This window comes from Streptomyces glaucescens (assembly GCF_000761215.1).
Taxonomy (GTDB): domain Bacteria; phylum Actinomycetota; class Actinomycetes; order Streptomycetales; family Streptomycetaceae; genus Streptomyces; species Streptomyces glaucescens_B.
Window position 1 is genome coordinate 4,818,643 of record NZ_CP009438.1, and the last position, 14,628, is coordinate 4,833,270.

Below are 14,628 nucleotides of genomic sequence, written 5' to 3' on the forward strand. Positions count from 1 at the left end.
CCCCGTGCGCCCGCGCGTGGCGGCCGGTGGTCACCTCCACAGGTCGGTGATGTTGATCCCGAGCTGGGCCAGCAGTCTGCGGACGAGGGGCAGGCTGATGCCGATCACATTGCCGTGGTCGCCGTCGATGCCGTCGATGAACGGGGCCGAACGGCCGTCCAGCGTGAAGGCGCCGGCGACGTGGAGCGGCTCCCCGGAGGCGACGTAGGCGGCGATCTCCTCGTCGGTGGGATCACCGAAGCGGACGACGGTGGAGGCGGTGGCCGAGGCGTAGCGGCCGGATGTGGTGTCGTAGACGCAGTGGCCCGTCTGGAGGGTGCCGGCCCGGCCGCGCATGGACTTCCAGCGGGCGGTGGCCTCCTCGGCGTCGTCCGGCTTGCCGAGCGCCCGGCCGTCCAGGTCGAGCACCGAGTCGCAGCCGATCACGATCGCCCCCATGACCTCCGGCTTCGCGGCCACCACGGACGCCTTGGCCTCGGCGAGGGCGAGGGCCAGTTCGGCGGGGGTGGGGGCGGTGACGGCGTCCTCGTCGACGCCGCTCACGATCACCTCGGGGTCGAGCCCGGCCTGGCGGAGCAGGCCCAGCCGGGCGGGGGACTGGGAGGCGAGCACGAGTCGGCGGCGCGGCTGATCAGTCATGCGGTCAGGGTAGCCAAGGACGCGAGGGCCCGCGGGGCCTCACCGCACGCCCAGCACGACCATCGCGAGCACCATGGCCACCGCCATGAGAAGGCCCAGCCGCCGCAGTTTCTCCTGCATGTCGCGCAGTTCCTCGGGCGGCTCGTTCTCGGGGTCGGACCACAGCATGTCTGCCATCGTCCGGGGGCGGGCGGGGGTGGCGCCTGAGTACGCGTACTCAACTTCCGCGCTGCGGGCTCGTTCTTCCACGCCTCCCGTTAATGGTGCTACAGTCCCCTTAGTTAAAGGGAATCCAGTTCCGTTTGCTTCTTCGGAGGGTGTGTCATGTCGTTCACCACCGCCTGGACCGCGTCACCCCAGCCGCCCAGCGAGGGCTTCACGCCGAACTGGTCGCGGGAGGGCTTCTGGGCCCAGTCCCTGCGTCAGGTCGTGCGCCTCACCGCGGGCGGCGACCGGATCCGCGTCCGGCTCTCGAACGCGTACGGCACCTCGAAGCTGCGCATCGCCGGCGCCACGGTGGCCCGTACCTCGGCGGGGGCGGCCGTGGAGCCCGGCTCGGCTCGGCGGCTCACCTTCGACGGCGCGCCGCGGGCCGTCGTCCCCGCCCGTGGACAGCTCGTCAGCGACCCGGCGGAGCTGCCGCTGGCGGCCGGCGAGTCACTGTCCGTCACCCTGCACCTGGACGCCGTCACCGGCCCCGCGACCTTCCACGCGCAGGCCTTCACCCCCAGTTACCGCGGCGCGGGCGACCTGCTCGCCGACACCGGCGGCACCGGATTCACGGAGACCACCGAGTCCTGGTACTTCCTCTCCGCCGTCGAGACCGACGCCGGACGCGCCGACGGCATCGCCCTCCTCGGCGACTCCGTCACCGACGGCTTCGGCTCCACCCCGGGCACCGACCGCCGCTGGTCCGACCAGCTCGCCCGCCGCACCGGACGGCCCGTCGCCAATGCCGGGATCGGCGGGAACCTGCTGCTCAACGACTCGGCCTGGTACGGCGAGAAGGCGGTCCACCGGCTGCGCCGGGACGTCCTCGGCCACCCGGGCCTGGACACGCTCGTGGTGCTGCTCGGCCTGAACGACATCGGGTTCAGCGAGACCGACGAACAGCCCACCTACCACCCGGCCCCGGTGGTGGAGGCGGACGAACTCGTCACGGGCCACCGGCGGCTGATACGGCAGGCACGCGGAGCGGGCCTGCGCGTGGTGGGCGCGACCCTGCTGCCGTTCGGCGGCTCCGACCACTGGGGCGAGCACGCCGCCAAGGCCGGCAGCGAACTCAACGAGTGGATCCGCGGCTCGGGGGAGTACGACGCGGTGGCCGACCTGAACCGCGCCCTGGCCGACCCGGCGGACCCGGACCGGCTGCACCCGGCGTACGACTTCGGCGACCACCTGCACCCCAACGACGCGGGGTACGCGGTGATGGCCGAAGCCGTCGCCGCCGTGCTGTGAGCGGTGACGGCCGCAGCCGCCACCGCCGTGCCGTGACGCTCCTGCCGGCTCAGCTCGGCCAGTAGGTGCGCGCCCAGGTCACCGGGCCCGGCTGCGGCAGCCGGCGGGCGGCGATCCGGGACGGGTCCGCCCAGGAGTCCCGGGGAGCGGGCGCGCCGGGCGGCGGGGCGGCGGCCGCCGCGGCGCGGACCCGGACCACCGCCAGTGCGGCGGCCAGCTCCTCCGGGGTCGGGTTTCCCCGTACGACCTTGATGTTCATGACCGCTCCCAGGGTCCCTCGGGTTACAGGGGGATGTTGCCGTGCTTCTTCGGAGGCAGGGATTCCCGCTTGGTGCGCAGCTGACGCAGACCGCGCACGATGTGACGGCGGGTCTCCGACGGCATGATCACCGCGTCGACGTAGCCGCGCTCGGCCGCGACGTAGGGGTTGAGGAGGGCGTCCTCGTACTCCCGCATCAGCCGCGCACGGGTGGCCTCGACGTCCTCACCGTTCGCCTCCGCCTCGGCGAGGGTGCGGCGGTGCAGGATGTTGACGGCGCCCTGCGCGCCCATGACCGCGATCTGGGCGGTGGGCCAGGCCAGATTGAGGTCGGCGCCCAGGTGCTTGGAGCCCATCACGTCGTAGGCACCGCCGAAGGCCTTGCGCGTGATCACGGTGATCAGCGGCACGGTCGCCTCGGCGTAGGCGTAGATCAGCTTGGCGCCGCGGCGGATGATGCCGGTGTGCTCCTGGTCGACACCCGGCAGGAAGCCGGGCACGTCCACGAACGTCAGCACCGGCACGTTGAACGCGTCGCAGGTCCGCACGAAGCGGGCGGCCTTCTCGCTCGCGTCGATGTCCAGGCAGCCCGCGAACTGCATCGGCTGGTTGGCGACGACACCGACCGGGCGGCCCTCGACCCGGCCGAACCCGGTGAGGATGTTCGGCGCGAACAGCGGCTGCGTCTCGAAGAACTCCGCGTCGTCGAGGACGTGCTCGATGACGGTGTGCATGTCGTACGGCTGGTTCGCCGAGTCCGGGACGATGGTGTCCAGCTCGCGGTCCTCGTCGCTCAGCTCCAGGTCGGCCTCCTCCGGGAAGGCCGGGGGCTCGCTGAGGTTGTTCGACGGCAGGTACGACAGCAGCTGCTTGACGTACTCGATGGCGTCCTTCTCGTCGCCCGCCATGTGGTGGGCGACGCCGGAGGCCGTGTTGTGGGTCCTGGCCCCGCCCAGCTCCTCGAAGCCGACGTCCTCGCCGGTGACCGTCTTGATGACGTCCGGGCCGGTGATGAACATGTGCGAGGTCTGGTCGACCATGACCGTGAAGTCGGTGATCGCCGGGGAGTAGACGGCGCCGCCCGCGCACGGCCCCACCACCAGGCTGATCTGCGGGATCACACCGCTGGCGTGGGTGTTGCGGCGGAAGATCTCGCCGTATGCGCCGAGCGAGGCGACCCCCTCCTGGATGCGGGCGCCGCCGGAGTCGTTGATGCCGATGACGGGGCAGCCGGTCTTCAGCGCGAAGTCCATCACCTTGACGATCTTCTGGCCGTACACCTCGCCGAGGGCCCCGCCGAAGACGGTGAAGTCCTGCGAGAACACCGCGACCGGGCGGCCGTCGACGGTGCCGTAGCCGGTGACCACGCCGTCGCCGTAGGGACGGTTCCTGTCGAGCCCGAAGTTGCTGGAGCGGTGCCGGGCGAACTCGTCCAGCTCGACGAAGGAACCCTCGTCCATCAGCAGCTCGATCCGCTCACGAGCCGTCAGTTTGCCCTTGGCGTGCTGCTTCTCCACGGCGCGGGCGGAGCCGGCGTGCGTCGCCTCCTCGATCCGGCGCTGGAGATCCGCGAGCTTGCCCGCGGTCGTGTGGATGTCGATCTCTTCCGGCTCGGACATCGGGATGCGGCTCCCTGCCTGCTCAAAAGGGGGGACGGTTACTCATCCGTAGAGTAGTGGGGGGCCTTCCGATCGGCAGTGCGGTCTTTCCCACACCTAGGGTGGCTTGCATGACGCCGCGAGATGCCTCAGGAGACAGCCGCTGGTCGGACCTCGACCGGCCGCCGCTCAACGCCGCCGCACTGCGCCGCGCCCTCGTCCGGGAGGGCGGCCTGTGGTCGGACGTGGAGGTGGTGCAGAGCACCGGCTCCACCAACAGCGACCTGGTGGCCCGGGCCGCCGGAGGGGAGACACCCGAGGGGGTGGTCCTCGTCGCCGAGGAGCAGACCTCCGGACGGGGCCGCCTCGACCGGCAGTGGACGGCACCGCCGCGCTCCGGCCTCTTCTTCTCCGTCCTGCTGCGCCCCGCCGAGGTCCCGGTCGCCCGCTGGGGCTGGCTGCCCCTGCTCACCGGCGTCGCCGTCGCCACCGGACTGGCCCGCACCGCGGGTGTCGACACCGCCCTCAAATGGCCCAACGACCTGCTGGTGACCGTGGGCGGCGAGGAACGCAAGGCCGGCGGCATCCTCGCCGAGCGGGCCGGAGCGGACGGCGTCGTCGTCGGCGTCGGCGTCAACGTCACCCTCCGCGCGGAGGAACTGCCCGTCCCCCAGGCGGGCTCGCTGGCCCTCGCCGGCGCCGCCGGCGCGGACCGCGACCCGCTGCTGCGGGGCATGCTGCGGGCCCTGGAGGACTGGTACGGCCGCTGGCGGTCGGCCGGCGGCGACCCGGCCGCCTGCGGCCTCCAGGACACCTACGCGGCGGGCTGCGCGACCCTCGGCCGCGTCGTCCGCGCCGAACTCCCCGGGGACCGCTCCGTGGTCGGCGAGGCTGTCGCGGTCGACGGAGACGGCCGACTCGTCATCGTCACCGAGGAGGGCGTGCAGGAACCGGTGGGCGCGGGCGACATCGTCCACTTGCGCCCGGCGTGAGCCCCGGCGCCCGCGCCGAGCTTCAGGGGCGCGGGGAACTGCGCGACCGGCCACGAACGCCCCGCACCCGGCATGGGACAGCGCCCCGGCACTCTCCCCACCCGCTGTGACGGGGCGCCGGAGTCCCGCTGGGGCTCTCGCGGGGGTGGCAGGCGTGCCAGGGCAAGGGGGTCCGGGCCGCCACGCTCGTCCGCCGGGCGCGAAGTGGTCGTTCAGGGGCGCGGGGAACTGCGCGACCAGCCACGAACGCCCCGCACCCGGCATGCGACAGCGCCCCGGCACTGGCTGTACCGCGGTGGCGGGGCGCGGGTCCGGGCCGCCACGCCCCTCCGCCGGGTGCGAAGTGGTCGTTCAGGGGCGCGGGGAACCGCGCGACCAGCCACGAACGTCCCGCACCCGGCATGCGACAAGGCCCCGCACCCCCACCCCGCCCCGCCCGACCCAACGGAGTGAGCTGGCGCACATCTGCCGTAGAGTTGAGGCCGGTCGTACCTGACCGTGGCAGATCGGAAGGGCAACAGGCGTGACCGTCGACGACACGGGCTCCGGCATGGGTCGTAACCCAGCGCCCGACGGCACCGACCCCGGCGAGGACCCCCTCGCCCTCCGTCTCGAACAGCTGATCCTCGGCGCCGAGCGCCGCTACACCCCCTTCCAGGCGGCCCGCAGCGCCGGCGTCTCCATGGAGCTGGCGTCCCGCTTCTGGCGGGCGATGGGCTTCGCCGACATCGGTCAGGCCAAGGCGCTCACCGAGGCGGACGTCCTCGCCCTGCGCCGCCTGGCCGGTCTCGTCGAGGCGGGCCTGCTGAGCGAGGCGATGGCGGTGCAGGTGGCCCGCTCCACCGGCCAGACCACCGCCCGTCTGGCCGAGTGGCAGATCGATTCCTTCCTGGAGGGCCTGACCGAGCCGCCGGAGCCCGGCATGACCCGCACCGAAGTCACGTATCCGCTGGTGGAGCTGCTCCTGCCGGAGCTGGAGGAGTTCCTGGTCTACGTCTGGCGGCGCCAGCTCGCCGCCGCGACCGGCCGGGTGGTCCAGGCCGCCGACGACGAGGAGATGGTGGACCGGCGGCTGGCCGTCGGCTTCGCCGACCTCGTCGGCTTCACCCGGCTCACCCGCCGCCTGGAGGAGGAGGAGCTGGGCGAGCTGGTCGAGGCATTCGAGACCACGGCCGCCGACCTGGTCGCCGCGCGCGGCGGACGGCTCATCAAGACGCTCGGCGACGAGGTGCTGTACGCCGCCGACGACGCGGGCGTCGCCGCGGAGATCGCACTGCGGCTGATCGAGACCATGGCGAACGACGAGACCATGCCGGAACTGCGCGTCGGCATCGCCTTCGGCACGGTGACCACCCGTATGGGCGATGTCTTCGGTACGACGGTGAACCTGGCCTCCCGGCTGACGTCCATAGCGCCCCGGGACGCCGTGCTGGTCGACAGCGCCTTCGCCGAGGAGCTCATCCGGACCGGTGAGGCGCCCGCCTCGGAGGCGGAGGCGGCCGAGGCCGCGGCCGCCGCGGAGAAGGAGGGCGAGCAGCCGCCGGCGTACCGCTTCGCGCTCCAGCCGATGTGGCAGCGGCCGGTGCGCGGCCTGGGTGTGGTCGAGCCGTGGCTGCTGGCCCGGCGGGACGGCACGGCGTAGGGGGCGTCTCGTCGGCCATGCCGTGACCCCCTCACCGGTCCTCGTCCAGCAGGTCCACGCACAATCCGATGACCGGGACGCAGATGACGGGCCCGTCCGGGTGTCCGGGTGCCGGGGTGGCGGTGGTCGGCGCGGCTGTCGGGGTCGGCTTCGGCGTCGGAGCGGCGCTGGTGGGTGCCGGTGGTCCGGCTGGGTCCGGTGCCGTGGTGGCGTCCGGGGCCGGGGCCGGCGGCGGGTTCGGGGTGCGCGGGACGGTCGAGGCGTCGGGCGCGGCGATGCCGGTGTGCGTGGGGGAACGGGTCGCGGTGGGGACGCGCACCGACGGCCCGGTGGTCGTCGTGGCCGTCCGCGCCGCCCCGCCCTGCGCGGACGGCGCGGACGGGGTGGGCTCCGGTGCGCGGGCTGGGGACGCGTCCGTGTGCGTGGCCCGGTCCCCGGTGCCCCCGGTCGTCACCGGATCCGGTGCGGGCCCGGTCCGCGAGGGACCGAGACCGCCGACGACGTCCGGCTCCGCCGACAGCCGTACGAGGCTCAGTATCCCGGCGGCCACCGCGAGCCCGCCCGCGGTGAGCAGCAGCCTGCGGGGACGGGGACGCCGGTGCCGGCCGCGGGCCGGGTGGGTCGGTGTGCGGCTCGGGTGAGTCCGGTGGGTGGTGTCCGTCTTCGTCTCGCTCGTCATGCGTTCCATGCGCTCGATCCCTCCCCGGTGCGCGCGCCCCCCGGTGCGCCGTGGCGGAGCACGCTATGCGCTCCCCCGCTCGGGGGAAGGGGAGTCGGACGGATGTCACTCGAACGAGGGGCCGGACGTGGCGCCCGGGCGGGGAACGGGCCGGAGGGACGGATCGAGGCCGCCCCGCCCGCGCACTCCGGGGACGGGCGGCGGCCTCCGGCGCGGACGGTCGGCGGACGTCGGGCGGACGGGCGGGGGATCCCGGGGCGGACGGAGGCGGCGAGGTCCCGGACGGCTCCGGGACGGCTCGGGAACGGCTCGGGGACGGCTCGGGGACGGACAGGGGACGGCTCAGGGACGTCCGCCCTTTTCCCGGCGGGGCAGGACTGCGATGATCGTGGGAGTGGCAGTTAACCCGCGTTAACCGGAGGGTGTCGTGAGCGAGGGCGTTGTGAGCGAGGAGCGGTTCGGGGAGTTCGTGCTGGTGCGCCGGTACGAGCGCGGGCATGTCGCGGAGCTGGCCCTCGACCGTCCCAAGGCGATGAACGCGGTGTCGACGGAGATGGCGCGGTCCGTCGCCGGGGCATGCGCGGCGCTCGCCGCGGACCGGGACGTGCGGGTGGTGGTGCTGACGTCGACGCACGAGCGGGCGTTCTGCGTCGGCGCGGACCTGAAGGAGCGCAACTCCTTCACCGACGCGGACCTGGTCCGCCAGCGCCCGGTCACGCGCGGGGCGTACACCGCCGTGCTGGAGCTGCCGGTGCCGACGATCGCGGCGGTGCACGGCTTCGCCCTGGGCGGCGGTTTCGAGCTGGCCCTGTCGTGCGACGTGATCGTGGCGGACCGCACGGCGGTGGTGGGGCTGCCGGAGGTGTCCGTGGGCGTGATCCCGGGCGGTGGGGGGACCCAGTTGCTGCCCCGCCGGGTGGGGGCGGCCCGCGCCGCCGAGCTGATCTTCACGGCCCGCCGGGTGGAGGCGCCCGAGGCACGGGAGCTGGGCCTGGTCGACGCCCTGGTGGAGGAGGGACAGGACCGGGCGGAGGCGATGTCACTGGCCTCGCGGATCGCCGCCAACTCCCCGGTCGGCCTGCGCGCGGCCAAGCGCGCCCTCAGGCTCGGGCACGGCCTGGACCTCCGGGCCGGCCTGGAGGTGGAGGACGCGGCGTGGCGCTCGGTGGCGTTCTCCGGGGACCGGGCGGAGGGGGTGGCGGCGTTCAACGAGAAGCGGAAGCCGCAGTGGCCGGGGGAGTGACGAACGGCGTGCCGGCCCGGGCCTGACTCCGCGAGCCGGTCCGCGGCCCGCGCGCCTCACCGTGATCACCCCGAGCGCCCCCTCGACGTCCCACATCCCCTGAAACCTCCCTAGCCTGGAGCAATGGGTGAGGACAACCGGCTCGCGGACGTGGTCGCGCTGGCGCAGGGGATGGCCGCGGCGCGTACCCCGCGGGAGTCGTGGCGGGCGGCGGCGGCCGGGGCGTGCCGGGCGCTGGACGGAAGTTTCGCCGCGCTGTCGGTGTGGGAGCGGGAGCTGGGACGGCTGCGGGTGCTGGTGAACGTCGGCGACCGTGCGCCGGACGAGGTGGAGTTCCCGGAGGGCGAGGCCTATCCGGTGCACCAGTTCGCCGAGATCACCGAGTTCCTGCACGAGCAGTGGGCGGCCGGTGGGGAGCCCAACGCCTGGGTGGAGACCGCGGACGGGCCGACGGACGGCCGGGCCGGTTTCGTGCACGAGCGGGTGTCGGCCCTGCGCCGGCGTGGCCGTGGGTCGTGTGTCGTCGCGCCGATCGTGCTGCACGGGCGGGCCTGGGGCGAGCTCTACGTGGCCCGGCCGGCCGGCACGCCGGTGTTCGGCCGGGACGACGCGGACTTCGCGACGGTGCTGGCCGCCGTGGTGGCGGCGGGCATCGCGCAGACGGAGCGGCTGGAGGAGGCCCGCAGGCTCGCCTTCACGGACTCCCTCACCGGTCTGGCCAACCGCCGCGCCGTCGACATGCGGCTGGACGAGGCGGTGGAGCGGCATCGCAGGGAAGGAGTGGTCGTCAGCCTGGTGGTCTGCGACCTGAACGGGCTCAAGCGGGTCAACGACACCCTCGGGCATGCCGTCGGCGACCGGCTGCTGGAGCGGTTCGGCTCGGTGCTGTCGCTGTGCGGGGCGATGCTTCCGGGGGCTCTCGCCGCCCGGCTCGGCGGGGACGAGTTCTGTCTGCTGGCGGTGGGGCCGCCCGCCGAGGACGTGGTGAAGGTGGCCGGCGAGCTGTGCCGCCGGGCCGGGGAACTGGAACTGGGCGAGGGGGTCGCCTGCGGGGTCGCCTCCACCGCGGCGCCGGTCGGCCCGGTCCGTTCGGCTCGCCGGCTGTTCCGGCTGGCGGACGCCGCCCAGTACCGGGCCAAGGCGGTGCGCGCGGCCCGGCCGGTGGTCGCGGGCCAGGAGGGCCCGGACGATCCGGTGGTGCGCCTGGCCGACGCCCCGTCCCGCGACGGGGGCCCGGAGCGGCGGCGGTTCCGGGGACGCGGAGGGTGAGCGGGGACGTGGGTAAGGGGCGCACCCCGCCCCCACTGGTGACATTTTCGAATTCACTGCGTACGCTCCTGAATATGGATATGCACACTGTGGTGGTGGGGACGTCCGGCGTCACCGCGTCCGACGTCCTCGCCGTGGCCCGCGGCGGCGCCCGCGTCGAGCTCTCCGGCGAGGCGGTGGCCGCCCTCACCGCGGCCCGCGAGATCGTGGACGCGCTGGCGGCCAAGCCGGACCCCGTCTACGGCGTCTCCACCGGCTTCGGCGCCCTCGCGACCCGGCACATCGGCCAGGAGCTGCGCGCCCAGCTCCAGCGCAACATCGTCCGCTCGCACGCCGCCGGCATGGGCCCGCGCGTGGAGCGGGAGGTCGTCCGCGCTCTGATGTTCCTGCGGCTGAAGACCGTCTGCTCCGGCCACACCGGCGTGCGGCCCGAGGTCGCGCGGACCATGGCGGACGTCCTCAACGCCGGGATCACCCCGGTCGTGCACGAATACGGCTCACTGGGCTGCTCCGGCGACCTGGCCCCGCTCTCCCACTGCGCCCTCACGCTGATGGGCGAGGGCGACGCCGAGGGCCCGGACGGCACCGTCCGCCCCGCGGGCGAACTGCTCGCCGAGCACGGCATCACCCCCGTCGAGCTGCGCGAGAAGGAGGGCCTCGCCCTCCTCAACGGCACCGACGGCATGCTCGGCATGCTGATCATGGCCCTGGCCGACCTGGACACCCTCTACAAGTCCGCGGACGTCACCGCCGCCCTCAGCCTCGAAGCCCTGCTCGGCACCGAGAAGGTCCTCGCCCCCGAGCTGCACGCCATCCGCCCGCACCCGGGGCAGGGCGCCGCCGCCGCCAACATGCTCGCCGTCCTCCAGGGTTCCGGCCTCACCGGCCACCACCAGGACGACGCGCCCCGCGTCCAGGACGCCTACTCGGTGCGCTGCGCCCCGCAGGTCGCCGGTGCCGGCCGCGACACCCTGGCCCACGCCCGCCTGGTCGCCGAGCGCGAGCTGGCCTCGGCGGTCGACAACCCCGTGGTCCTGCCGGACGGCCGGGTGGAGTCCAACGGCAACTTCCACGGCGCCCCGGTCGCCTACGTCCTGGACTTCCTGGCCATCGCCGCCGCCGACCTGGCCTCCATCGCCGAGCGCCGCACCGACCGGCTGCTGGACAAGAACCGCAGCCACGGCCTGCCGCCCTTCCTCGCCGACGACGCGGGCGTGGACAGCGGGCTGATGATCGCTCAGTACACCCAGGCCGCACTGGTCAGCGAGTTGAAGCGGCTGGCCGTACCGGCGTCGGCGGACTCCATCCCGTCCTCCGCGATGCAGGAGGACCACGTCTCCATGGGCTGGTCGGCGGCGCGCAAGCTGCGCACGGCGGTGGACAACCTCACCCGTGTCATCGCCATCGAGCTGTACGCGGCCACCCGCGCCGTCGAGCTGCGCGAGGGGCTGACCCCCGCCCCGGCGACCCGGGCCGTCCTGGACGCGGTCCGCGCGGCCGGCGTCGAGGGCCCCGGCCCCGACCGTTTCCTCGCCCCCGACCTCGCGGCGGCGGACGCGTTCGTGCGCGAGGGCCGGCTGGTCGCCGCGGTGGAGTCGGTCACGGGACCGCTGCGGTAGGGCGCGCGCCCCGGCCGAGGGCCCCGTCCGGTGCGCGGACGGGGCCCCTTCACGGTGTGCCGGGCTACTTGAGCTTGCCCGCCTGGGCGTCGATGAGCGCCGCCGGGATGTCGTAGTCCTTGCCGGACATCAGCGCGCCGATGTTCATCGTGTAGTACGTGGCGACGGTGCTGCCGTGCCGCACGACCTCGCCCTGGATCTTGCCCTCCTGGCCCTCCATGTCGCCGGTGAGGGAGAACGCGACCGACTCGTCACCCGTGCCCGAGGCCTTCTTCTCGGTCACCGCGGTGATCTTCTGCTCCTCGCCGCCCGATCCGGCGGTGAAGCCGCCCGCGCAGGCTGCGACCGCGTCGGTGACTGACTCGAACGTCTTCTCGGCGCCGTCGCCGTCGTACGAGGAGAGCCCGACCACGGTGACGTTGATGTTCATCGAGTCGCCGAAGGCGTCCTCGAACTCACCGTCCGTCATGTCCTCCAGGGACTTGGAGGCGGTGTCGGTCGGCGACTTCTCCTCCGTCGCCATGGTGTTCGTCTCGGCCGCGGCGTCGCCCGGGGCCAGACCGCTCATCACGTACGCCAGCGGCTTGCACTTCTCGTCGCCCGTGATGGCCTTCTTGTCGGCCGGGAACTCCGTCTTGTCGACGGCGCTGAACGTGAACCCGGCCACATCGCCCTTGGCGATGATCAGCTTCTTCAGCTCCGCGGCGCTCAGCGCCTTGGCCGCGGGGGCGTCGTCCTGCGAGCCGGAACCCTTGTCCCCGTTCGACCCGCTCTCCGAACAGCCCGTGATGAGGGCGAGCGACAGCACGCTCACAGCAGCCGTGGCGCCGAGCCGCGCACCCGATGATCTCTTCATGAGCGGACTATGAAGGCCGCGTCAAGAACACGTCAAGCCGGACCCACAAGGGGCACTTACAGCCCGAGACGTTCCCTGCGCACCGAATACACCACGAATCCGGCGCCCAGGGCCAGGCAGAGCGTGCCGCCGGCGACGTACGGGGTGCTGTCGAAGCTGCCGGTGTCGGCGAGCCGGGTCTCGCTCCCGGTTGTGCTCAGCGACGCGGTGGTGGCGGTGGTGGCGGTGGTGGCCGCCGAGGCCACCCTGGCCTGCGTCGTCTGCGTGACCTGCGGGGCCGAAGCCTGCTGTCTGGCCGGGGTGTCCGCCGTCGCGTTCGCGGAGGGGACGAACCACAGGGCGCCCAGCAGGGTGCCCGCGGCAGCGGCGGTCAGCAACGGACGGCGAGCGGATGACACGGAATATCGATCCCCTTGTGGCGCTGGCGAATTGGCCGTGTGGGGCGATGTTAGTGAAAGGCGCGGGTCACGGGAAAGTCACGGGCGCCCCGGGCCTTACCCTCGCGCCATGAGCACTGCAGAGACATCACGTTTTGTCCGGCTTCGAGTTGAACTCGTCCTCGAAGTCACGGACGAGGAGGCGGTCACCAAGGCCGCGCTGCGCCGGCTTGCCGCCGAGTCGGATATGCCGGCCGCGGAGCGGGTACCCGCCGAGAGCGCTGTACGGGAGGACACCGCGGAGGCACTGGCCTATCTCGTCGACCCGTTCGACCTGGTCGGCGAGGTGCCGGGGATCGACCTGCAGCAGGCCTCCTGGAGCAGCGAGCAGGTGGAGTACGACCCGGATTCGCCGGACTGGGACCTGGACGAGGATGATGTCGACCAGGACGACGCATACGACGACGAGATCGACGACGAGGACGGCGGCCGGGTGTCGGGCGGCTGAGCGCCACGGGGAAAATAGTGCCCCGGGGCGGCAACCGCGCCCCGGGGTTTTCTCGTCTCAAGGGGCGCACTGACCGACACCCGCACCGTTCGCCCGGTGGCGGACGTGGTGTGCCCCACACATGCAGAGAATGTGGAACGGGACGAACCGGTCGTAGCGTTGAAATCTCTTAACGGGGACTCTCGGGGTTTTTGGGGAATCGGCAACGATGGAGAAGCGTGTGATGACGAACAGTAGGCGGCGCAGGGGCCTGACGGTCGCGTCCGCACTGCTCGGCGGTGTGCTGGTGCTCTCGGCCTGCTCCGGAGGCGAGGAGGCGTCCGGGACGGAGGGCGACGGCACCTCGCAGGCCAAGGTCGACGAGGCGGCGGCGCAGAAGACCTCCGAGGCCCAGATCAAGATCACGCCCGCGGACGGCTCGAACAACGCATCCATCAACAACTCGGCCACCGTCACGGTGAGCAAGGGCACGCTCGCCGAGGTCAGGATGACGACCGCGGACGGCACCGCCGTCGCCGGTGAGATATCGGCGGACAAGACGAGCTGGAAGCCGAGCGCCCAGCTCGAACGCGCCACCACCTACAAGATCGCGGTGACCGCGACGGACGCCGACGGCCGCGAGGCGCACGAGAACGCGTCCTTCACCACGGTCTCCCCGGACAACAGCTTCATAGGCTCCTTCACTCCGGAGGACGGCTCCACGGTCGGCGTGGGCATGCCCGTGTCGATCAACTTCGACAAGGCGATCACCAACAAGGCGGCCGTCCAGAAGGGCATCACCGTCTCCTCCACCAGTGGCCAGGAGGTCGCCTGCCACTGGTTCAACGCCAACCGGATGGACTGCCGCCCGGAGGAGTACTGGCAGGAGGGCTCCAAGGTCACCCTGAAGCTGGCGCTCGACGGCGTCGAGGGCGCCGAGGGCGTCTACGGCGTCCAGCAGAAGACGGTCTCCTTCACCATCGGCCGCAACCAGGTCTCCGTCGTCGACGCCGAGACCAAGCAGATGCGGGTGATGCAGGACGGGAAGGTCATCAAGACCATCCCGATCTCCGCCGGCTCGCCCGACAACAAGACGTACGAGGGCCAGATGGTGATCTCCGAGAAGTTCAAGGAGACCCGGATGAACGGCGCGACCGTCGGCTTCACCGACGACGACGGCAAGGGCGAGTACGACATCAAGGACGTGCCGCACGCCATGCGCCTGTCCACGTCCGGCACCTTCATCCACGGCAACTACTGGGGCGCGAAGTCCATCTTCGGCAGCGTGAACACCAGCCACGGCTGCGTGGGCCTGTCCGACACCAAGGGCGCCGACGACCCGAACACGCCCGGCGCCTGGTTCTTCGACAACTCGATCGTCGGTGACGTCGTCGTCGTGAAGAACACCGGCGACAAGACCATCGCCCCGGACAACGGCCTCAATGGCTGGAACATGGACTGGGCGCAGTGGAAGGCGGGCTCCGCGATCTGACCTGACGCGGACTCAGCT

The 14,628-nt window shown here is 72.7% G+C and carries 15 protein-coding genes; 8 read left to right on the plus strand and 7 right to left on the minus strand.

Annotated elements, in window-relative coordinates; translation table 11 throughout:
- Nucleotides 1-30: 30 nt before the first annotated feature.
- Together SGLAU_RS20970 and mmpB are read right to left on the minus strand one after the other, a co-directional pair.
- Nucleotides 31-639, minus strand: coding sequence for a Maf family protein (locus SGLAU_RS20970; RefSeq protein ID WP_043503628.1), 609 nt, complete (start codon nt 637-639; stop codon nt 31-33).
- Nucleotides 640-678: 39 nt separating this feature from the next.
- On the minus strand, nt 679-807 hold the full coding sequence (gene mmpB / locus SGLAU_RS36725) for a morphogenic membrane protein MmpB (protein WP_099052841.1): 129 nt from the start codon (nt 805-807) through the stop codon (nt 679-681).
- A 156-nt stretch (nt 808-963) separates the two neighbouring features.
- Here mmpB and SGLAU_RS20975 point away from each other — a divergent pair, with 156 nt between their 5' ends.
- On the plus strand, nt 964-2,097 hold the full coding sequence (locus SGLAU_RS20975) for an SGNH/GDSL hydrolase family protein (RefSeq protein ID WP_043503630.1): 1,134 nt from the start codon (nt 964-966) through the stop codon (nt 2,095-2,097).
- Nucleotides 2,098-2,146: 49 nt separating this feature from the next.
- On the opposite strand, the gene SGLAU_RS20980 is transcribed toward SGLAU_RS20975, so the two are convergent.
- On the minus strand, nt 2,147-2,356 hold the full coding sequence (locus SGLAU_RS20980) for an acyl-CoA carboxylase epsilon subunit (RefSeq protein ID WP_043503631.1): 210 nt from the start codon (nt 2,354-2,356) through the stop codon (nt 2,147-2,149).
- Between the two features lie 23 nt (nt 2,357-2,379).
- Nucleotides 2,380-3,975 (minus strand): acyl-CoA carboxylase subunit beta, encoded by a 1,596-nt coding sequence (locus SGLAU_RS20985; protein WP_043503633.1) that lies wholly within the window; start codon nt 3,973-3,975, stop codon nt 2,380-2,382.
- Between the two features lie 110 nt (nt 3,976-4,085).
- Here SGLAU_RS20985 and SGLAU_RS20990 point away from each other — a divergent pair, with 110 nt between their 5' ends.
- Nucleotides 4,086-4,946 (plus strand): biotin--[acetyl-CoA-carboxylase] ligase, encoded by an 861-nt coding sequence (locus SGLAU_RS20990; RefSeq protein ID WP_043503634.1) that lies wholly within the window; start codon nt 4,086-4,088, stop codon nt 4,944-4,946.
- A 523-nt stretch (nt 4,947-5,469) separates the two neighbouring features.
- On the plus strand, nt 5,470-6,588 hold the full coding sequence (locus tag SGLAU_RS20995) for an adenylate/guanylate cyclase domain-containing protein (protein WP_043503636.1): 1,119 nt from the start codon (nt 5,470-5,472) through the stop codon (nt 6,586-6,588).
- Nucleotides 6,589-6,619: 31 nt separating this feature from the next.
- Here SGLAU_RS20995 and SGLAU_RS21000 read toward each other — a convergent pair whose 3' ends face one another.
- On the minus strand, nt 6,620-7,276 hold the full coding sequence (locus SGLAU_RS21000; RefSeq protein ID WP_052413844.1) for a hypothetical protein: 657 nt from the start codon (nt 7,274-7,276) through the stop codon (nt 6,620-6,622).
- A 433-nt stretch (nt 7,277-7,709) separates the two neighbouring features.
- On the opposite strand from SGLAU_RS21000, the gene SGLAU_RS21005 reads away from it, so the two are divergent.
- From SGLAU_RS21005 to hutH, 3 genes are all read left to right on the plus strand, one after another.
- Nucleotides 7,710-8,510 carry an enoyl-CoA hydratase/isomerase family protein gene (locus SGLAU_RS21005; protein WP_043503638.1) on the plus strand — a complete coding sequence of 267 codons (801 nt, stop codon included), beginning with the start codon at nt 7,710-7,712 and terminating at the stop codon, nt 8,508-8,510.
- A gap of 123 nt (nt 8,511-8,633) precedes the next feature.
- Nucleotides 8,634-9,779, plus strand: coding sequence for a GGDEF domain-containing protein (locus tag SGLAU_RS21010; RefSeq protein ID WP_043503640.1), 1,146 nt, complete (start codon nt 8,634-8,636; stop codon nt 9,777-9,779).
- Nucleotides 9,780-9,859: 80 nt separating this feature from the next.
- Nucleotides 9,860-11,398 (plus strand): histidine ammonia-lyase, encoded by a 1,539-nt coding sequence (hutH, locus tag SGLAU_RS21015; protein WP_043503641.1) that lies wholly within the window; start codon nt 9,860-9,862, stop codon nt 11,396-11,398.
- A 64-nt stretch (nt 11,399-11,462) separates the two neighbouring features.
- Here hutH and SGLAU_RS21020 read toward each other — a convergent pair whose 3' ends face one another.
- Nucleotides 11,463-12,254 carry a hypothetical protein gene (locus SGLAU_RS21020; protein WP_043503642.1) on the minus strand — a complete coding sequence of 264 codons (792 nt, stop codon included), beginning with the start codon at nt 12,252-12,254 and terminating at the stop codon, nt 11,463-11,465.
- A gap of 56 nt (nt 12,255-12,310) precedes the next feature.
- Nucleotides 12,311-12,652, minus strand: coding sequence for an LAETG motif-containing sortase-dependent surface protein (locus SGLAU_RS21025; RefSeq protein ID WP_078957814.1), 342 nt, complete (start codon nt 12,650-12,652; stop codon nt 12,311-12,313).
- A gap of 109 nt (nt 12,653-12,761) precedes the next feature.
- On the opposite strand from SGLAU_RS21025, the gene SGLAU_RS21030 reads away from it, so the two are divergent.
- Nucleotides 12,762-13,139 carry a hypothetical protein gene (locus SGLAU_RS21030; protein WP_043503645.1) on the plus strand — a complete coding sequence of 126 codons (378 nt, stop codon included), beginning with the start codon at nt 12,762-12,764 and terminating at the stop codon, nt 13,137-13,139.
- A gap of 223 nt (nt 13,140-13,362) precedes the next feature.
- The gene (locus SGLAU_RS21035) at nt 13,363-14,610 is read left to right on the plus strand and encodes a L,D-transpeptidase (protein WP_043506876.1); all 1,248 of its coding nucleotides are present in this window, start codon (nt 13,363-13,365) and stop codon (nt 14,608-14,610) included.
- Nucleotides 14,611-14,628: the final 18 nt, after the last annotated feature.

Coding starts and splice junctions, on each gene's coding strand:
- SGLAU_RS20970 (WP_043503628.1), bottom strand. CDS start 639: ATGACTGATCAGCCGCGCCGCCGACTCGTGCTCGCCTCCCAGTCCCCC.
- mmpB (WP_099052841.1), bottom strand. CDS start 807: ATGCTGTGGTCCGACCCCGAGAACGAGCCGCCCGAGGAACTGCGCGAC.
- SGLAU_RS20975 (WP_043503630.1), top strand. CDS start 964: ATGTCGTTCACCACCGCCTGGACCGCGTCACCCCAGCCGCCCAGCGAG.
- SGLAU_RS20980 (WP_043503631.1), bottom strand. CDS start 2,356: ATGAACATCAAGGTCGTACGGGGAAACCCGACCCCGGAGGAGCTGGCC.
- SGLAU_RS20985 (WP_043503633.1), bottom strand. CDS start 3,975: ATGTCCGAGCCGGAAGAGATCGACATCCACACGACCGCGGGCAAGCTC.
- SGLAU_RS20990 (WP_043503634.1), top strand. CDS start 4,086: ATGACGCCGCGAGATGCCTCAGGAGACAGCCGCTGGTCGGACCTCGAC.
- SGLAU_RS21000 (WP_052413844.1), bottom strand. CDS start 7,276: ATGGAACGCATGACGAGCGAGACGAAGACGGACACCACCCACCGGACT.
- SGLAU_RS21010 (WP_043503640.1), top strand. CDS start 8,634: ATGGGTGAGGACAACCGGCTCGCGGACGTGGTCGCGCTGGCGCAGGGG.
- hutH (WP_043503641.1), top strand. CDS start 9,860: ATGCACACTGTGGTGGTGGGGACGTCCGGCGTCACCGCGTCCGACGTC.
- SGLAU_RS21020 (WP_043503642.1), bottom strand. CDS start 12,254: ATGAAGAGATCATCGGGTGCGCGGCTCGGCGCCACGGCTGCTGTGAGC.
- SGLAU_RS21030 (WP_043503645.1), top strand. CDS start 12,762: ATGAGCACTGCAGAGACATCACGTTTTGTCCGGCTTCGAGTTGAACTC.
- SGLAU_RS21035 (WP_043506876.1), top strand. CDS start 13,363: ATGACGAACAGTAGGCGGCGCAGGGGCCTGACGGTCGCGTCCGCACTG.